Raw genomic sequence first — 17,349 nt, 5'->3', positions numbered from 1 at the left:
CACATCACGCCGGGGAAGACGGGGACATCCTGGTCTAGGGCCGCGGGGGCGGACCCGGATGCCCCGGTGACGGGACGACCCGGACGGGGCACGCACCCGGAAGCGTGCCCCGTACCGTTCCCGAAAGGGATCCCTCCGGTCACCGCCCGGACGAGATGTCGGACGGCAGCCTTTGCTCTGCAGCAGTTCGTGGGCTTCGGCTCGCGAGAGCCTCCGCGTTCCGGAACGTGTTCCTGGACGTGTTCCGGACGATGTTCCTGAATGTGTTCCGACAGCGTCCCAGCCGCGTTCCCGAGGTTCCCGAGGTTCTCGAAGTTCCCGCGGGTCCCGAGGTTCCCGCGGGTCCCGAAGTTTCCGCAGGTCCTCGATGTGTTTCCGCGGGTGGGAGTTCGCGCGTGTCGGACGGACGATTCGGAGCCGGCGGGGTGCCCAGCGTCCGAGGACGCTCCGCACCGGTCACCCCGCCGGCTCCGTCGAGCCACGGCAGGCGCGGCACACCGGGCGGGTGAGAGCCCGTTGTGCCGCTCACCTCACTCTCCTACCGCGGCGAGCACGCGTGCGACCTTGGTCGCGGCACCGGCGGGATCCTCCACCGTGTGCATCCGTTCACCCCAGGACCACCAGTAGTACCAATCCCGATGGCTGGGGGCGGCCTGTGCCCGGCAGGTGACGTTCTCCGCCAGGCTGGTCGCCTTCGGATTGATCACACGCACGAACGCACGGCCCGAGTGGGTCCGCACCACGCGGGCGTGCAGCCCGCGGCAGTCAAGCTCCGTCACCAGTCGTTCAAGGTGCCGGAAATCGTCTTCACCCACCTCGTCCCTCCTCGTGGTCTCGGTCAGCCGCACTGAATCGTGTTCGTTCGATCACGCTCACGGTGCTGCTCGCCAAAGATGACTCACGGTGGCCCTACCGGTCAATTCGGGGAAAACCCAGTTCAGGGTGGGCGATGTGCCAAGTAGGTTGAAAGAAACAGTCCCTCGGGGGACGATTCTTAGCCAGTGGCTTTATTAGCGTGTTCCGGATGAGTCAAACGTGGTCCATCATTCTCGGTAGGCGCAGTGCGACGAAAAGATCACACTGAGTCATAGGGAGAGAGGACCGGTCGGGACCAGTGTGCCAGCCAGCCCGGCCGGCCACGAGAGAGGGGCCGGTATGTCCGGCAGGCAGCACAGGGAGACAGAGTTAGCGCGGCAGATCCGGGCCCGTGGCCTGGCCGCCGGGAGGTCCTCGGCGCAGATAGCCGAGGAAATCTACGAGAAGTGCAGTTCGCAATTCGGGACCACGCGGATTAAAGGTCACCGCCTCGCGCACGGCGTCGCCCTGGCGGACGTCATCGAACAGATACGAGCGCTGTTCGAACGCGACGGCAAGGCGGCCCCCGGCATCGGCGAGACGCTCCTGTCCGCGTACGAGAGCGGGCTGAAGCGGCCCGGTCCCGAATACCTGCACTACCTGTGCTCCGCCTACCGGGTCGAGCCCGTCTCCCTCGGGTACGACGGCCCGTGCATCTGCGGCCACGGCCACAAGATGCCCGGTGTCGTCCGGGGTGATCTCCAGGACGGAAGACCCGACACTTCCCCTGGTCCGCGTGAGCTGCTGATCCAGCCGATCGGCTTCGATCATTCCGCGGACGGGGGTGAGGAGGACGAGAACGTGCTACGGAGGACGCTTTTACAACTCCTGGCCGGCGGCGCCATCACGCTGGACGGGCAGGTGCTCGGATCGGTGGAGAGCATGCGCAGGAGGATGGACGACACGCTGGTCTCGGCCACCGTCTCGCCCGCGATGCTTGACCAGTGGGAGGAATCCACCATCGGCTTCGGCCGTCAGTACATGAACACCGCCCCGCTCAGGCTGCTGTGCGACGTGATGCTCGAATTCGCCGCGGTGCGCAAGGCCATGGAGCGGCGCCAGCCCGTCGACCTGCAGGAGCGGCTGTGCCGCATGGCGGCGCAGCTCGCCGGCCTGACCGGCATGATCATGGTCAATCTCGGTGACCACCGGCTCGCCCGGTCCTTCTTCAGGACCGGCAGGACCGCGGCGGACGAGACCGGCGACCGGGCGCTGCGGGCGTGGGTCACGGCCAGGGAGGCCCTGGTCCCGCTCTACTACGGCGATCCGCGCGAGGCCCTCAACCTCGCCAAGAAGAGCCGCGACCTGGCCGGGCAGACGCCCTGCGCGGCCCAGGCCATGGCCCCGGTCGTCGAGGCCCGCGCGCTGGCGATGATGTCGGGCTCGGGCAAGAAGGACGTGGTCGACCAGGCGAAACGGGCGCTGTCGAGGGCGAGGGCGGCCTTCTCCCAGATGGCCGCCGCGGACCAGGACGACTCGACCTTCGGCTACACCGAGCGCCAGCTCTACTTCCACCAGGGAGACGCGCTGGTCAAGCTCGGGCAGGCGATGGAGGCCGACCTCATCCTGGAACAGGCGCTCACCAAGTACGGCCCCACCGACTGGCTCGACCCGACCTTCATCAAGTTCGACCGGGCCCAGTGCAAGATCCTTGAGGGTGACGTGGACGAGGCGCTGGAGATCGCCCAGCGTACGGTCTCGGGGCTCGACGAGGCCTGCCGGCCCGACATCCTCATGCAGCGCGCCCACGAGGTGGGCAAGCAGGTCGAGGTGAAGGCTCCCGGCCATCCCAAGCTCAAGACCTACATGGAGTCGCTGCGCGGCCGCAGCGCGTCGACAGAGGATCCGACAGCCGACAGGAGTGGCAGTTGAAGCCGAGGCTTCGGCGTTATCGCTGGTCCGATCTCGAATCCGTCTGGGCGCTCCACCAGATATGCCTCGCCCAGGTCGGCCTCGCGCCGGGAGACGGCGTCTACTACGAGGACGACTTCCCGCGGATCCACGAGATCTACCTCGCCGACCGGGGGGAGTTCCTCGTGGGTGAGGTGTCCGACGGGCGCGTCGTCACGATGGGCGGGCTCCGCCGTGTCGACGACCAGACGGCCGAGATGTGCCGCATGCGGGTCCACCCGGAGTTCCAGCGCCGCGGTTTCGGCGCCCAGATGGTCCTCGCCCTGGAGGCGCGGGCCATCGAACTCGGTTATGTACGCCTTCGCGGTGACACCACGCTGAATCAGCTCGCGGCGATGGAGCTCTATCGCAAGTTCGGATGGCGCGAGATCCGCCGGGAAGAACGAGGGGGATGTGTGGTGATTTACGGAGAAAAGGACCTGGTAGCTGCTATGTCCTCTTTAACTAAGTGATCTAAATTTTAGCGGCCTTACTGCTAGGTGTTGCCTATTTTGGAGATATGCGAATAAATGTTCCTCGTACCTATCGCTATTCCCTGGTGAGTACGATGAAAAAGATCATTGTTCACAAAGCCGGCGTGTCCAGACTCAGTGGCGTCGCCAGCGTCATCCACAAGGGATGAGATCCTTTCCGGCCGGGAGAATCGGACGCTGACGGCCGCGGCCCTTGATCTCATGGATCGAGGGCCGCTCATGCCCATCCGTTTTCGGCGGCCGGTTCATCCCAGCCGGGTGATCCGGGAGACGATCTCCGGCAGGTCCGGGGGCTCCAGGAAGTCGGGGAGCCCGGCCATCTCCGCCGGTGAGAACCAGCCGTGGCCCAGGTAGGTGATGCCCTCCTCGGCGGTGAACGCCTCCGCGCCCACCTCGGGGGAGCCCTCGAACCTGGCCAGGTAGAACCGCTCGGTCTTGGCGTAGTGGACGCCGATCCAGCGGAAGTCCCGGCGCACCGGCACCCACCGGTCCAGCACCGCCTCGCCCGGCAGGCCCGTCTCCTCGGTGAGCTCGCGCCGCGCGGCGGCGAGGGGGCTCTCACCCGGGTCGATCCCGCCGCCCGGCGGCTCCCACAGGGTCTGGCCGCCGACGGGGTCGCGCCAGTGCATGAGCAGCACCCGGCCGGACCCGTCCACACAGATCACCCGGGCCGCGGGCCGGTCGTTCGGCTGAGGGTCGTCCATGGGTCAGGGACGCTATCACCGCCGTTTCGCGCGCCGGCCTCGCGCCTCGGTGGCCGCTACCCCTTCCGACCCGCCACGTGCCGGACAGCCGGGTGTAGGGGTCGGATTCGCTGTACTCTGCCCACGTCAGGTGGAACCATCGTACGATCCGACCTTTCAAGCTCAAGGGTGAAGGCATGAGTTCCAGGACTGAGTTTGTGTTGACGCTGTCCTGCCCGGACCGTCCCGGGGTGGTGGCCGCGGTCTCCGGTCTCCTGGCGGGGCGGGGATGCAACATCATCGAGAGCCAGCAGTTCGGTGACGTCGAGTCCGAGCGGTTCTTCATGCGGATGCAGTTCGCCTCCTCGCTGCCCGACGAGGAGCTGCGCGAGGCCTTCGCCGCGCTCGCCCCCGAGTTCGGCATGGAGTTCAAGCTGCGGGAGGTCTCCGTCAAGCCGCGCGTGCTGGTGATGGTCAGCAAGTTCGGCCACTGCCTGAACGACCTCCTCTACCGGACGCGCTCGGGCCTGCTCGACATCGAGATCGTCGCGGTCGTCTCCAACCACCCGGACCTGCGGCCGCTCACCCAGTCGTACGGCATCGACTACCACCACCTTCCGGTCACCTCCGGGACCAAGTCCAGGCAGGAGGAGGAGGTCCTCACCCTGGTCGACCACTACCGGGCCGATCTGGTGGTGCTCGCCCGCTACATGCAGGTGCTGTCGGAGGACCTCTGCGTGAAGCTCGCGGGCAACGTGATCAACATTCACCACTCGTTCCTGCCGTCGTTCAAGGGCGCCAAGCCCTACCACCAGGCGTACTCCCGCGGCGTGAAGCTGATCGGCGCGACCGCGCACTACGTGACCGCCGACCTCGACGAGGGGCCGATCATCGAGCAGGAGGTCGCCCGGGTCAACCACACCCACTCCGCGGAGGACCTCGCCGCCATCGGCCGCGACGTCGAGTGCCAGGTCCTGGCGCGCGCCGTCCGCTGGCACACCCAGCAGCGCGTCCTGCTCGACGGCCACAAGACGATCGTCTTCCCGCGCTAGGCCGGTGGCCGGGCGGCGTGTGCCGCGTCACCTGGCCGGCGACGCGCGGGGCCTCGGGCCGCCGCCCCACCTCGGAACGGCTCCCGGACAGCCGTACGACGACGCGACAGACCGTGTGCGGCACGTCCGGCTTTTCGCCGTAGGTCCGGGCGGCGAACCAGCGGGATCCTCACGCGCCCGCCTCCCCGTCGCCGAGCGGGCGGTCGTGCCTCGGTCCCCTGGCCGATCCCTCCGCGGCGGATCTCTGTGTGGTCGATTCCGTCGCCGGTTCGGCGGCCGGGTCCGTGGTCGGTTCCGGCGCCGACCGGCGTCCGGGAGGTCCGTGCCCGGTCGGCCCGTCCTCGGCGGCCCCCTCCGCCGGCTCCACCGGTTCCACCGAGCGGATCGCGCCGTGGAGCCGTTCCAGCAGTTCGGGCGGCATGCTGCCGACCATGTCGATGAGCTCGGCCACCCGGGGGTCGGTCTCCCGGGCCTCCGGGGTCTTCTCACCGGGGAGGGTGAGCGTGCGCAGGTGGAGCATCTCGTCGATCTCCGTGGAGTCGAACAGGGGGCCGGGACTCTCCGGCGTGATGTCCGGGTGGTCGTAGAGGATGATCGGCGAGGAGAGCATGACGTCCCGGTGGCCGGGCTCGCCCACGAGTACCGGCCAGGTGTGCTCGTTGCGGCAGGTCTCCACGGCGGGCCGCGCCCACTCCGGCGGGTCGAGCAGGGAGACGAAGGTCCCGGCGTTCACCGCGATGATCAGGTGCGCCGAGATCAGCGAGCGCCGCAGCGCCTGTTCGCGCGGCGCGCCCAGCGGTTGCCAGCCGTCGGTGTTCTCCACCCGGACGCGCAGCTTGACGAGGTCGTACGGTCCGGGCACCGGCTCCGCGGATACCCTGAGCGCGGCGCGCAGCGGCAGGTGCTCGGAGACGAGACGCCCTATCACCTCTCCGGACGGCGCCACGATCGGCTCGACCACGCGATCTCCGGGGACGCGTACCTCGATCACCCGCTCGGGGGCGTCGATCAGGCCGGCGATGGGGAGCGTCACCTCCGCCTCCCGCTCGGTCGCCTCGTCGAAGGTGAGATAGGTCCGGTGGCCGTTGCGCAGCTGCTGGACCGGCCAGTAGCCGTCGTCCTCGGCGCGCTCGACGCCGCGCGTCCTGACGTGCAGGAAACGCAGGTTCAGATGCGCCACGGCGTACGAGGCCCCTTCGAGGAGGCACTCGGTCACGCTGGCCGGGTGCTCGGCGGTCGCGGTGAACCCCGGCGGGACGAGCACCCCGAACTGCCAGCGCACCTGGTTCTTGGCCGCCGAGGCGCGGTAGGGGTAGAGGAGGTGGCCCTCGTACAGCACCGCGTCCGCCACCCGGCGCGCGATGTCCATCGGAACGCTCATGGCCGCGTCTCCTTGAGCAGTAGTTCCAGGGTCTCGTACCAGGTCGCCAGGGCGCGCCCGGACGTGAACCTGCTGAGTTCCCGCGGCGTGCCGCGGCGTGGCCGCGGCCGGCCCGAGTCGGGGAAGGAGCGGTCCATCAGCCGGGAAGCCCGGGAAGCCCGGGAAGCGCGCCGAGCACGACGTCCTCGATGCTCGGCCGGGTCGCCGCGGTGAGCGCGACGGAGCCGCCGTCGCGGCTCAGCCCGGCGTTGATCCACGGTAGGTGGACGACGGGTTCCTCCCGTTCAGGGAATCCGCCGCTCGCCGCGTCCGTCGGCGCTGTCATGACGCCTCCCACTCCTCGTGGATGCCTGCGGAACGTGAAGGGGGAGGACTCGCGCGGGTGTGCCCTTCCTCGCTGAGGGCCGTGCGCCCGCGGTGTCGGCGCTGCTTCGGTCGGCGGTCCGGTTGGTGGCCTGGTCGGTGCACTCGTCGTTGTCGTACGGGAGGGGGTGCGGGCCGCGCGCGGCCGCCTTCGCGGGTGTTCCGTCAAGCCTGCTCATCGCCGTCCTTCCCGCTGTCGCCGTCGTTGTCGTCGTTTCCGCTGTCGCGCCGGTGGGTGATCACCGCGATGGCCTCCCTGGCGTGGACGAGGACGGTATCGCCCACCGTCGGGTCGACCAGCGCCACGCTCACCTCTTCGAGGACCCCGCCCGCGTCGACGATCGCCAGCTCTCCCTCCAGCAGCCTGACCACGCGCATCGGCAGTGCCTGGTCGGAGCAGGTGACGCGGACACCGTCGGTGCAGTCCTCGGGGCCGTTCACCGGTCCGCCCCTCGCCCTGCCGGAAGGTCGCCGGTCGGCGCGCCGTCCGTGTCGCCGAACACGATCGGCTTGCCGCCGAGACGGAATCCGGCAGCCATGGTCCGGGTGGTGCTCGCGACGCGTTCCACGTCACCCGCGAGGGCGGGCCTCGCGTGGTCCCGCCGCGCGAAGGCCGCGATGACCATCGCCTCCGTAACCGGTATGACGGCCGGTGGCGAAAGGGGCGCTGTTCGCGTACTCGGTGTGACAGGCATGTCGACGCTCCGTATTTTTCACGGTAGTCGCCACATTACGATCGGCCCTTTCAGGCCCGACACCCTCGGCTCGACAACCAACGGCAAAGCTCTGATCATTCACGTAACCTTCCCGTCCAGATCATGCGAGCCCCCGAGGTGTTCCCGCCGGTCGCGGGAAGGATGGCGGGATGGGCACGAGCACGGGTCCGGGTCAGCCTCAAGGGCGCGGGAATCGTGGAAGGATTCCGCCCTCACGTCCACTCCCCGGCGCGGCACCGGGGCCGTCTGGGGAGGTGGGCAACGACGACCGGGGCGCGTTCGTCGAGGCCGAGAGGGAACCCCGGGAGGCCCCCGTCCCGGACCCGCCACTTCAGGACTTCCCCGCTGGGAGCGCGGCTCCGGGCCCGCTGCCCCGGAATCACCGCTCCGGGCCCCCGTCCCGGAGCCGCGTTGGAAGCGCGGTGCGAGGATCACCGGTTCAGGGCCGGTACGTGCCGAAATACCAGTCGTTGCCCTCCAGATCCTTGCAGGCGTAGTCGCGCGAGCCGTAGTCCTTGTCGGCCAGCCCGCTGGTGATCTCCGCCCCGGCCGCGACGGCCCTGGCATGGTGCGCGTCGGGGTCGTCCACGGCGACGTAGATCCCCGGCCCGCCCGGCTCGCCCGTACCGGTCATGATCATTCCGGTGCCGGCGATCAGCTCGCCGTGGCGGATGCTCCCCTCGGGGGTCCTGACGAGCTCGTGGACCTCGAAACCGAACGCCTGGACCAGCCAGTCGACGGCCTTGTCCGCGTCGCGGTACTGGACCAGTGGGTACACCGTTCGCATGTTCTCTCCTCCCGTGCGGTGACCATCACGATGCCACCGGCGGGAACGGCGGGGCTTGGAAAAATCTGACCTGTCACCCGGGGACGTGCGAGGGGGGCACCAGCTCGCGAGGAGTGGCCCCCGCCATGGCCCTGAAGTCGCGGTTCATGTGGGCCTGGTCGTAGTAGCCGCAGGTGGCGGCGGTGTCGGCCAGGGACATGCCGGACCTCAGGCGGCCGGTGGCGTGCTCGAAGCGCAGCACCCTGGCCGCGGCCTTCGGCGCCAGCCCGATCTGGTCGTGGAAACGGGAGACGAGATGCCGGTGGCTCCACCCCAGCTCGGCGGCGATCGAGGCCACGGAGAGCGTGCCGCGGGTGGCGACCAGGCGGTCCCACGCCCAGCGGACCCGGGGGTCCGGCCCGGGAGCCTCGGCGATGCGCCCGCTGAGCGCCTCGTCCAGCAGGGCGATCCTGGCGGTTCTGTCAGGGACCTCCGCCAGCCGCTCGACCGTGGCCGTGGCCCAGCCCCCGAGCACCTCCTCCAGCGAGACCACCCGGTTGGTGAGCTCCCGCAGGGGCACCCCGAGCAGCCGCCTGGCCCCGAGCGGGGTGAGGTTGACCTGCACTCCCTCCGCGACCCCGGCCGTGGTGGTGTCGACGTAGGTGTCGTGCAGGCCACCGGCGAACGAGGCCAGCCGCCGGAACCCCGCAGGGCCGCTCAGCACGAGCGGCGCGCCGAACCCGAAGATCATGACGACCCCGGCGAACGGCGGCTGCCGCCGGGGCGCGGGAGTCGCGTGCCGCTCGGTGTAGGCCGACAGATGCGTGACATACGGCCGCAGGAAGGGGCCCGGGTCGCTCTCCGTGAAGGTCAGGCCCTCGGCCACCGCCGCGTCGTCCACGCCCCGACCCTAGCCGCCACCACCGACAGCACGGCCACCACGGCAGCCGAGGGACACGCACCCGGCCCTCCGGGCGCGCCCGCTTCCCCGGATCCGCACTTCACCCCGGAGGCGCCCGCTACCCCTGGAAGCGCCCGGAACCCCGGATCCGCACTTCTCCACGGACGCGCCCGTTATCCCTCGAGTCCCCCTCAACGCCCGCCTTCCCGAGCCCCTCTCACGCTCGAGCCAAACCTCCCCGAGCCCTCAGGAGATCAGCCCGGTGTGGTGGGCGAGGAAGGCGAGCTGGTCGGCGGCGAGCTCGACGGTCTTGCTCACCGCGCGGGCCCCGTGACCGGCCTCAGCCTCGTTGCGGAGCAGGATCGGCCGGTCCGAGGCCTGGGCGTGCTGCAGGGCGGCGCACATCTTCCAGGCGTGCAGCGGATGCACCCGGGTGTCGGACTGGAAGACGGTGAACAGCGTCGCCGGGTAGGACACGCCCTCCCGCACACGGTGGTAGGGGGAGTAGGCGTACAGCCAGGCGAACTCGTCGGGCTTCTCGGCGGAGCCGTACTCGACGTTCCACGTCGCGCCCAGGCCGAACAGCTCGTAGCGGATCATGTCGAGCAGCGGCGCCGAGCAGACCACCGCGGCGTACAGCTCGGGGCGCTGGGTCAGGGCCGCGCCGACCAGCAGGCCGCCGTTGGAGCCGCCGGAGATGCCCAGCTGCTCGGACGTGGTCACGCCGGTGGCGATCAGGTGCTCGGCCGCCGCGTGCAGGTCGTCGAAGACGTTCTGCTTGTGGGAGAGCATCCCGGCCCGGTGCCACTCCTCGCCCTGCTCCCCGCCGCCGCGCAGCTGGGCGATGGCGTACGTGCCGCCCGCCTCGACCCAGCTCAGGACGGACGCGGAGTAGCCGGGGGTCATCGAGATGCCGAAGCCGCCGTAGCCGTACAGGATGGTGGGGCGCGGGCCCTCGGCGCCGGGAGGGGAGATCACCAGCATGTGGACCTCGCTGCCGTCGGCCGAGCGGTAGGTCACCTGCTCGGTGTCGACGGCGGGCACCTCGACGGCTCCGGGGGAGGCCGCCCAGAGGGTCGTCTCGCCGGTGCGGGCGTCGTAGCGCTGGATGCTCGGCGGCGTGGTGTTGTCGGTGTAGCCGAACCAGGCCTCGTGGCCGCCCTCGGGGCGCTCGCTGATGCCGCCGATGGTGCCCAGCCCCGGGGTCGGCACCTTGCCGACGGGCTCGCCGGTGACCAGGTCGTGGACCGAGATCTCGCTGATCGCGTGGCGGGTCCAGCCGACGAGCATGACCGGCCGGTCGAGGCCGTCGAGGATCGCGAAGTCCGTCAGCACCGCCTCGGGGTCCTGCGGGATCAGGTCGCGCCAGTTCTCGAACCGGGGGTCGGACGGGTCGGTCACGCAGACGCGGGCACGTGGGGCCTCCCGGTCGGTGAAGACGTACAGGCGGCCGTCGCGGCCGAAGTGCAGGGCGCTCTGGGCGTCGACGCCCTCCTGGACGACGACCAGCTCGGGTGCGGCGGGGGAGGACGCCCGCAGGTCGGCCACCCATAGGTCGTTGCGCGGCGCGGTGCCCCTGGAGGCGGAGATCTGCAGCCAGCGGCCGTCGAAGGAGACCGCCACGCCGTAGTAGTTGGTCTTCTCCAGCCCCTCACCGAAGATCAGGACGTCCTCCTCGGTGGAGGTGCCGACCCTGTGCAGGTAGACCCGGCGGTGGTACTGCTCCTCACCCTCGGGCACCTCGGTGGCGGGCAGCCTGCGCACGTAGTAGAAGGCCTCGCCGCCGGGCAGCCACGCCACGGGGGAGTAGCGGCAGCGGTCGATCGGCCCCTCGATCCGGTCGCCGTACGCGACGTCCATCAGGTAGAGGCTCGACTCCTCGTCGCCGCCCACCGAGACCTGGTAGGCGAGCAGGCGGCCCTCCTTGTCGGGCTGCCAGGAGTCGAGGGTGGTCAATCCGGTCGGGTCGAGCGTCATCGGGTCGAGCAGCGCCCGCTCGGTGCCGTCGGGGTCGACGGTGTAAAGGACGGCGTGCTCCTGACCGGGGGTCCGCCGCATGAAGAACCGCCGCTCGCCGCGCCAGGTCGGTGCGCCGATCGACCCCGAGCCGAGCAGCTCCGCGATCCGGGCCTTGAAGCCCTCACGGCTCGGGAGGGCGTCCAGCCCGGTCTCCAGCAGCCTCTCCTGCCCCACCAGCCAGTCTTTCGTCGCCGGGTCGTCCGGGTCCTCAAGCCACCGGTAGGGGTCGGGAACAGGCACACCGTGGAGCTCCTCGACGAGCTCAAGACGGCTGGCTGGAGGATACGGCTGTCGCGTCATGGCTGGAACCCTACGACCTCCGGGCCGCGGTACGCGGTCATTGCGCGGGCGGCGTATCTGATCTGCGGCGGGAGGAGTTAAAAACTGGTAATGCGGGCATAAAACGTATCAGGTGTCTCTCCAGTCATTTATGGGTGGCGAGAACCACGTTGCAGCAGCCAAACTTGGTGAAGGACGGTGCCGTGGTGAGCATCCGCTGGGCCGTCCGGCGGAGGTCCTCGTGACGGAAGCGCCCGGGCCCCAGGAGGGGCCGCCAGCCGGGGCACGCATCGGCGTGCCCCCTCGATTGACGCGTCGTGCGGCGGGAGAGGCCCGCTGATGCGCCAGGTCCTGCTCTTGAACGCCACCTACGAACCCCTGACCACGCTCTCCCTGCACCGGGCCGTCGTGCTCGTGCTCAGGGAGAAGGCGGACGTCGTGCACCGTGACGGGCGGGGCGCCGTGTTCCGCTCGGCGAGCCGCACGCTCGACGTCCCCTCGGTGATCAGGCTTCGAAGATATGTCCGGATCCCGTACCGGTCGCGGATCCCGCTGACGAGAACCGCGCTGATGCGCCGGGACGACTACCGGTGCGCCTACTGTGGCCAGCGGGCCGAGACGATCGACCATGTCATCCCGCGCTCGCGAGGCGGCCCCCACACCTGGGAGAACTGCGTCGCGTCGTGCACGACGTGCAACCACAGGAAGGCCGACCGCATGCTGGAGGAGCTGGGGTGGACGCTCAACGTCGCCCCGGTGGTGCCACGCGGCGTCCACTGGCGGTTGATCGGCGCGCACATCGTCGGTGACCCCCAGTGGGCGCCCTACCTCGCGGAGAGCGCGGCCTGAGGGCCGGGATCCGATGACGGGGCCGCCGCGGCCACCTCCGGGAACGCGGCGGCCCCGCCACGTCCGCGCGCCGAGTCACGCTCCGGGAACGCGAAGGTCCCCCCACCTCCGCGCGCCGGGGCGTACCGGCTGGCGCTGAAGATCCCCGATCGGCACAATCGCCTCATGACATGGATCTTCACCTCCGATGTCGAGGCGTACACGGGTGTGGCGGAGCCGTGGCTGCTGCGGGACCCGGTTCGCAACACCGTCCCCCTCACGGTCCTGCGCGCCGTACGCAACGGCCTGTGGGGCGACAACGCGCTGCTGGGACGGCTGGAGCGTGACGGTCAGGTCGTGGCGGCGGCCATCCAGACGCCTCCCCACTTCCTCCTGCTCCCCGCGATCCCCGCCGACGTCGTGCCGGAGCTCGCCGCCCGCCTGATCGAGGCGGAGAGGGCGATCTCCGGGGTGAGCGGCCCGCTCCCGCTGGCCGAGCTGTTCGCCGCCTCCTGGTGGCGGCCCGAGGCGGGGCGCCGCTCCGAGCGCCTCTACCGGCTCGACGCGCTCGTCTCCCCGCGACCCCCGGTCGACGGGGCCTCCCGCGTCGCCGAGGCCGCCGATCTCGACCTCCTGGTCCGGTGGAGCGAGGAGTTCCAGGCCGAGGCCGAGGGCGTCGCGCCCGTCGACCTGACCCCGCTGGTGGCCAGCCGGATCGCCAGGCGCGAACTCGTCGTGTGGGAGGCGGGCGGGCGGCCCGTCGCGTTCGCCGGGGCCTCCGTGCCCATCGGCGGGATGTCCAGGATCGGCCCGGTCTACACGGCCCGGGAGTCTCGCGGGAGGGGCTACGGCACCGCGGTCTCGCACGCGACGAGCGCCAAGGTGAGCGCCGAGGGCGCCACCGAGGTGCTGCTTTTCACCGACCTGTCCAACCCCACGGCCAACTCGATCTATCAGGCGATCGGCTATCGGCCGGTGAGCGACTACGTCTCCATCACCTTCGCGTGATCGGTCCGGGCGACGTGGGTAACCTTGGGGCATGCCCCGATACGACTTCCGCTGCCGCGCCTGCGGGTCCACCTTCGAGATCTCCCGCCCGATGGCCCGCTCCGGCGATCCGGCGCTCTGCCCCGACGGCCACGACGACACCGTCAAACTGCTCTCCACGGTCGCCGTGACCGGCGGCTCCACGGGCTCCTCGGCCGCCCCCCAGTCCTCCGGCGGCGGTGGCGGCGGGTGCTGCGGAGGCGGCTGCTGCGGCTAGAAGCCGCCGACGGCCCCCGGCCTGTCGCGGCAAGGGCCTCTCACCGGTGCCTGCCACCCGGATCGGCGCGCACCACCGGGTGGCAGATCGAATGAGTCCCGTCGGCCTCGCCAGGCCGACGGGGTGACGGTCAGGCGGCGCGCTTGCCCTGGAAGGGCAGGAACGCCTCGGCCCGGTGCGGGCGGGCCGGCACGAAGGTGGGCTCGGTGGCGATGATCCGGTCGAACCTGAACGCCCGGATCGCGCCGCGCAGGCGGCACATCCCGACGAGATACCAGTATTCGCGGTGGACCATGCAGGTCACCGGGTCGACGTCGCGGACGGTGACCCGCCCGGAGACGTCCTGGTAGTGGAGGCGGATGACGAGGCCCGAGGTGATCGCGGTGGCGATCGTCCGGGCGCGGTCGGCGGTCGGGGCGGACATCGGCTCGGTGAGGGTCGCCAGGGTGGTGGCGACGACGTCGTCGTCGAGCTCCATCTGCTCGAAGGCGTGGCGCAGGCCGCTGCGGGCGGCGTTGGCCTGCGGACCCGACCCCAGATGGGCCATCGACAGGGCGAGGGCGGCGATCTCGGCGGTCGTCAGCGGGGCGGTGAGCTTCATGACATCAGCCATACCCTGATAATACGTCCGAGCACCGACATTTTTTCGAACTTCCTGTCGGGTAAGGCATCTCTACCCGACAGGAAGCCCAGGTCAGCGAGACAGCTGCGACAGGTCGCGCGAGGCGCCGGTCGAGGCGGAGGTCGTGAGCGCGGCGTACGCCTGGAGCGCGGCGCTCACCTGGCGCTGGCGGTCGCGCGGCCGGTAGCCGCCCAGGTCGGCCAGGAGCCTCTCGCGGCGGGCGGCCAGCTCCTCCTCGGCGACCTTCAGCTCGATCGAACGGCCGGGGATGTCGATGGCGACGAGGTCGCCGTCCTCGACGAGGGCGATGGTGCCGCCCTCGGCCGCCTCGGGGGAGGCGTGGCCGATGGACAGCCCGCTCGTGCCGCCGGAGAAGCGGCCGTCGGTGACCAGCGCGCAGGCCTTGCCCAGCCCCTTGCCCTTGAGGAACGAGGTGGGGTAGAGCATCTCCTGCATGCCGGGCCCGCCCTTGGGCCCCTCGTAGCGGATCACCACGACGTCACCGGCCTTGACCTTGTTGTTGAGGATGCCCTCGACCGCGTCGTCCTGCGACTCGAAGACCACGGCCGGGCCCTCGAACCTCCAGATCGACTCGTCGACCCCGGCGGTCTTGACGATGCAGCCCTCGGTGGCGATGTTGCCGTACAGGACGGCCAGGCCGCCGTCGCGGGTGTAGGCGTGCTCGGCGTCGCGCACGCAACCCTCGGAGCGGTCGAGGTCCAGCTCCTCCCAGCGGGCGCCCTGGGAGAAGGGCTTGATCGTGCGGGCGTTGCCGGGGGCCGCGTGCCACAGCTCCAGCGCCTCGGGCAGCGCCTCGGGCGACTGAGGGTCCCAGCCGTCGAGGTAGTCGCCCAGGGTGCCGCCGTTGACGGTGTACGCGTCGCGGTGGAGCAGGCCCGCCCGGTCGAGCTCGCCGAGGATCGCCGGGATGCCGCCCGCGCGGTGGACGTCCTCGACGTGGTACTTGGCCGTGGCGGGGGCGACCTTGCACAGGCAGGGCACCCGCAGCGAGATCTCGTTGATCTCCTTCAGCCCGAAGTCGACCTGGGCCTCGCGGGCCGCGGCCAGGATGTGCAGGATCGTGTTGGTCGAGCCGCCCATCGCCACGTCCAGCGCCATGGCGTTCTCGAACGCGTCCTTGGTCGCGATGGCGCGCGGCAGGACCGTCTCGTCGTCCTGCTCGTAGTGGCGTTTGGTGATCTCCACCAGCTGGCGCCCGGCGTCCTCGAACAGCTTCCTGCGCGCCTTGTGGGTGGCGAGGATCGTGCCGTTGCCCGGCAGCGCGAGGCCGATGGCCTCGGCGAGGCAGTTCATCGAGTTGGCGGTGAACATCCCGCTGCACGAACCGCAGGTCGGGCAGGCGTTCTCCTCCATCTCCAGCAGCTCGGCGTCGGAGACGGCGTCGTCGGCCGCGGCGATCATCGGGTCGATCAGGTCGAGCTTGCCGTTGGGGGTCTTGCCCGCCTCCATCGGCCCGCCGGAGACGAAGATCGTGGGGATGTTGAGCCGGAAGGCGGCGAGCAGCATGCCCGGGGTGATCTTGTCGCAGTTGGAGATGCAGATCAGCGCGTCGGCGCAGTGCGCGTTGACCATGTACTCGACCGCGTCGGCGATCAGCTCCCGGCTGGGCAGCGAGTAGAGCATGCCGCCGTGGCCCATCGCGATGCCGTCGTCGACCGCGATCGTGTTGAACTCGCGCGGGATCGCGCCCGCCTCGCGGATCGCGCCGGCGACGACGTCGCCGACCTCGCGGAGGTGGACGTGCCCCGGGACGAACTGGGTGAAGCTGTTGGCCACGGCGATGATCGGTTTCCCGAAGTCCTCGCCGGCTACGCCCGTCGCCCGGAGCAGGGCCCGGGCCCCGGCCATGTTCCTGCCGTGAGTGACCGTACGAGACCTGAGGGCGGGCATGAGGCTTCTCCCATCATCGAAACCGTGTCTACGAATGGTACGGCTACCGCCCGGTGCGTGAGACGCCTGTCCACGCCGCGAGACGTCCGGTCCGTGACCACATGTTCCGTGAACAGCGGATTCTGCGAACGACGTATTCCGTGAACGCCGGACGAGCGTGGTCGACGTACGGGACGGGGGCCGGGGGTGGCGAGGCGCCGCGCCGGTGTCCGGGACGTTTCCGGGACGCCGACGGGGCACGGGGTGGGCACCGGGGCGGCGGCCGGTGGACCCGATACGGGCCCAGGGTGTTCCCCGACACTACCGAAGGTCCCCGCGCCCGGCGAACCCGGGGCGAGCCGCTCGCCCGGAGGGCATCGGGCACCCGTCGCCCGCGCGGGAAGGACGGCGAAGGCAACGGGAGGACGGGAGGACGGGAGTCGCCGGGCCGGGACGCCGTGGCGGGGCGGACTCCCGTCGGTCCCGACGGGAAAGATTCAGTTACTCGGAAGGACTCGGTCGCGCGGAAACGGGCTCGCGGGACGGCCGGAATCAGTTCTCCGGGTAGCGGGCGGGCAGAACCTGCTCGGCGGCCTCGAAGATCCTGTCGATCTCGGCGTCGGTGAGTGAGCGTTCCCGCTTGGTGATCCATTTACGGACACGACTGCCGTCGAACACGTCGACCTCGCGGACGTTGAGGACCTTCCAGGGAATGGCCGGGCCGTAGATCGCCAGGGACGGCACGATCGTGACCTCGCGGCCCAGTTCGGCGCCGATCAGCTCTCCGGCCTGGGAGGCCTCCCAGCGGGCCTCGTCGAGGCGGGGCTTCTGGCTGAACGGCCCGTGGAACAGCTTGCGGTGCGACTGGACGCGGACCGGCAGGCGCTTGTCCCACTTCTCGGAGTCGACCGCGTAGACGCCGGTGGGACCCACGACCAGATGGTCGATCTGGGCCTCGCTGCCGGGGATCGCGCGGGCGTGCAGGGTGCGGTAACCACCGCGTTCCAGCCGCTTCAGCTGCATCTCCGTACGCCGCTCCGCGACCGAGGCGCGCCGCCAGGCGGGCACCGAGGAGTTGGAACGGGCGCGAAGCACCGTGTCGACGATCGCGGCCACCACGGCGGCGGTGAGGCCCAGCGGCCAGCTGGCCAGCAGGACGCCCGCGAGCACGCCCACGCCGACCGAGACGATCACACGTCGGCGCAGGTGGCGGTACTTCGGGTTGTCGAGCAGGCTGCGCAGCGAGGCGCGCTCGACGGGTGCGTACGTAGACGCTGGCGCGGCGGGTCGAGACGTCGGCCGATCTTCGGCCTGTCGGTCACTGACCCAAATCGGTGACGCATTGT

At 70.4% G+C, this 17,349-nt stretch carries 18 protein-coding genes; 6 read left to right on the top strand and 12 right to left on the bottom strand.

Annotation, left to right across the window (positions count from 1 at the left end):
• Positions 1-530: 530 nt before the first annotated feature.
• Positions 531-815 (bottom strand): hypothetical protein, encoded by a 285-nt coding sequence (locus ACFYWM_RS17140; RefSeq protein WP_326643182.1) that lies wholly within the window; start codon positions 813-815, stop codon positions 531-533.
• A gap of 340 nt (positions 816-1,155) precedes the next feature.
• On the opposite strand from ACFYWM_RS17140, the gene ACFYWM_RS17135 reads away from it, so the two are divergent.
• Together ACFYWM_RS17135 and ACFYWM_RS17130 are read left to right on the top strand one after the other, a co-directional pair.
• Entirely contained in the window at positions 1,156-2,727 is a 1,572-nt protein-coding gene (locus tag ACFYWM_RS17135) for an XRE family transcriptional regulator (RefSeq protein ID WP_389915389.1), read from the top strand.
• On the top strand, positions 2,724-3,218 hold the full coding sequence (locus ACFYWM_RS17130; protein WP_389915387.1) for a GNAT family N-acetyltransferase: 495 nt from the start codon (positions 2,724-2,726) through the stop codon (positions 3,216-3,218). Before ACFYWM_RS17135 ends, ACFYWM_RS17130 begins: the two co-directional genes overlap by 4 nt.
• 266 nt (positions 3,219-3,484) lie before the next feature.
• Here ACFYWM_RS17130 and ACFYWM_RS17125 read toward each other — a convergent pair whose 3' ends face one another.
• Positions 3,485-3,943 carry an NUDIX hydrolase gene (locus ACFYWM_RS17125; RefSeq protein ID WP_389915384.1) on the bottom strand — a complete coding sequence of 153 codons (459 nt, stop codon included), beginning with the start codon at positions 3,941-3,943 and terminating at the stop codon, positions 3,485-3,487.
• Positions 3,944-4,119: 176 nt separating this feature from the next.
• Between ACFYWM_RS17125 and purU the strand changes: the two genes are divergently transcribed.
• Positions 4,120-4,974, top strand: coding sequence for a formyltetrahydrofolate deformylase (gene purU, locus ACFYWM_RS17120; protein WP_389915381.1), 855 nt, complete (start codon positions 4,120-4,122; stop codon positions 4,972-4,974).
• 169 nt (positions 4,975-5,143) lie between these two features.
• Here the strand turns inward: purU and ACFYWM_RS17115 are convergent, their stop codons facing one another.
• The 7 genes from ACFYWM_RS17115 to ACFYWM_RS17085 form a co-directional block, all read right to left on the bottom strand.
• Positions 5,144-6,355 carry a hypothetical protein gene (locus ACFYWM_RS17115; protein ID WP_389915378.1) on the bottom strand — a complete coding sequence of 404 codons (1,212 nt, stop codon included), beginning with the start codon at positions 6,353-6,355 and terminating at the stop codon, positions 5,144-5,146.
• Positions 6,356-6,491: 136 nt separating this feature from the next.
• The gene (locus ACFYWM_RS17110) at positions 6,492-6,680 is read right to left on the bottom strand and encodes a hypothetical protein (protein ID WP_389915375.1); all 189 of its coding nucleotides are present in this window, start codon (positions 6,678-6,680) and stop codon (positions 6,492-6,494) included.
• A 203-nt stretch (positions 6,681-6,883) separates the two neighbouring features.
• On the bottom strand, positions 6,884-7,159 hold the full coding sequence (locus tag ACFYWM_RS17105) for a HypC/HybG/HupF family hydrogenase formation chaperone (protein ID WP_389915372.1): 276 nt from the start codon (positions 7,157-7,159) through the stop codon (positions 6,884-6,886).
• Positions 7,156-7,344 carry a hypothetical protein gene (locus tag ACFYWM_RS17100; RefSeq protein WP_389915369.1) on the bottom strand — a complete coding sequence of 63 codons (189 nt, stop codon included), beginning with the start codon at positions 7,342-7,344 and terminating at the stop codon, positions 7,156-7,158. The genes ACFYWM_RS17105 and ACFYWM_RS17100 overlap by 4 nt, the downstream gene beginning before the upstream one ends.
• Positions 7,345-7,873: 529 nt before the next feature.
• Positions 7,874-8,221, bottom strand: coding sequence for a VOC family protein (locus ACFYWM_RS17095; RefSeq protein WP_389915366.1), 348 nt, complete (start codon positions 8,219-8,221; stop codon positions 7,874-7,876).
• 73 nt (positions 8,222-8,294) lie between these two features.
• Positions 8,295-9,101, bottom strand: a complete 807-nt coding sequence (locus tag ACFYWM_RS17090; RefSeq protein WP_389915363.1) for a helix-turn-helix domain-containing protein — start codon at positions 9,099-9,101, stop codon at positions 8,295-8,297.
• A gap of 246 nt (positions 9,102-9,347) precedes the next feature.
• Entirely contained in the window at positions 9,348-11,420 is a 2,073-nt protein-coding gene (locus ACFYWM_RS17085; RefSeq protein WP_389915360.1) for a prolyl oligopeptidase family protein, read from the bottom strand.
• Positions 11,421-11,738: 318 nt separating this feature from the next.
• Between ACFYWM_RS17085 and ACFYWM_RS17080 the strand changes: the two genes are divergently transcribed.
• The 3 genes from ACFYWM_RS17080 to ACFYWM_RS17070 all read left to right on the top strand — a co-directional run bounded on the left by ACFYWM_RS17080 (position 11,739) and on the right by ACFYWM_RS17070 (position 13,491).
• Positions 11,739-12,248, top strand: coding sequence for an HNH endonuclease (locus ACFYWM_RS17080; protein WP_329084484.1), 510 nt, complete (start codon positions 11,739-11,741; stop codon positions 12,246-12,248).
• 165 nt (positions 12,249-12,413) lie between these two features.
• Positions 12,414-13,235, top strand: coding sequence for a GNAT family N-acetyltransferase (locus tag ACFYWM_RS17075; RefSeq protein WP_389915355.1), 822 nt, complete (start codon positions 12,414-12,416; stop codon positions 13,233-13,235).
• Positions 13,236-13,266: 31 nt separating this feature from the next.
• Positions 13,267-13,491 (top strand): zinc ribbon domain-containing protein, encoded by a 225-nt coding sequence (locus ACFYWM_RS17070; protein ID WP_389915352.1) that lies wholly within the window; start codon positions 13,267-13,269, stop codon positions 13,489-13,491.
• Between the two features lie 130 nt (positions 13,492-13,621).
• Here the strand turns inward: ACFYWM_RS17070 and ACFYWM_RS17065 are convergent, their stop codons facing one another.
• The 3 genes from ACFYWM_RS17065 to ACFYWM_RS17055 all read right to left on the bottom strand — a co-directional run bounded on the left by ACFYWM_RS17065 (position 13,622) and on the right by ACFYWM_RS17055 (position 17,197).
• A complete protein-coding gene (locus ACFYWM_RS17065; RefSeq protein ID WP_389915350.1) occupies positions 13,622-14,104 on the bottom strand; it encodes a helix-turn-helix transcriptional regulator in 483 nt (160 codons plus the stop codon).
• A gap of 81 nt (positions 14,105-14,185) precedes the next feature.
• On the bottom strand, positions 14,186-16,024 hold the full coding sequence (gene ilvD, locus ACFYWM_RS17060) for a dihydroxy-acid dehydratase (RefSeq protein WP_389915347.1): 1,839 nt from the start codon (positions 16,022-16,024) through the stop codon (positions 14,186-14,188).
• 531 nt (positions 16,025-16,555) lie between these two features.
• Entirely contained in the window at positions 16,556-17,197 is a 642-nt protein-coding gene (locus tag ACFYWM_RS17055; RefSeq protein WP_389915344.1) for a nuclease-related domain-containing protein, read from the bottom strand.
• Positions 17,198-17,349: the final 152 nt, after the last annotated feature.

The sequence above is a fragment of the Streptosporangium sp. NPDC002721 genome (assembly GCF_042888905.1).
Lineage (GTDB): Bacteria > Actinomycetota > Actinomycetes > Streptosporangiales > Streptosporangiaceae > Streptosporangium.
Note: the sequence above shows the minus strand (reverse complement) of the source record. Positions and strands in the feature narration are given on the sequence as shown.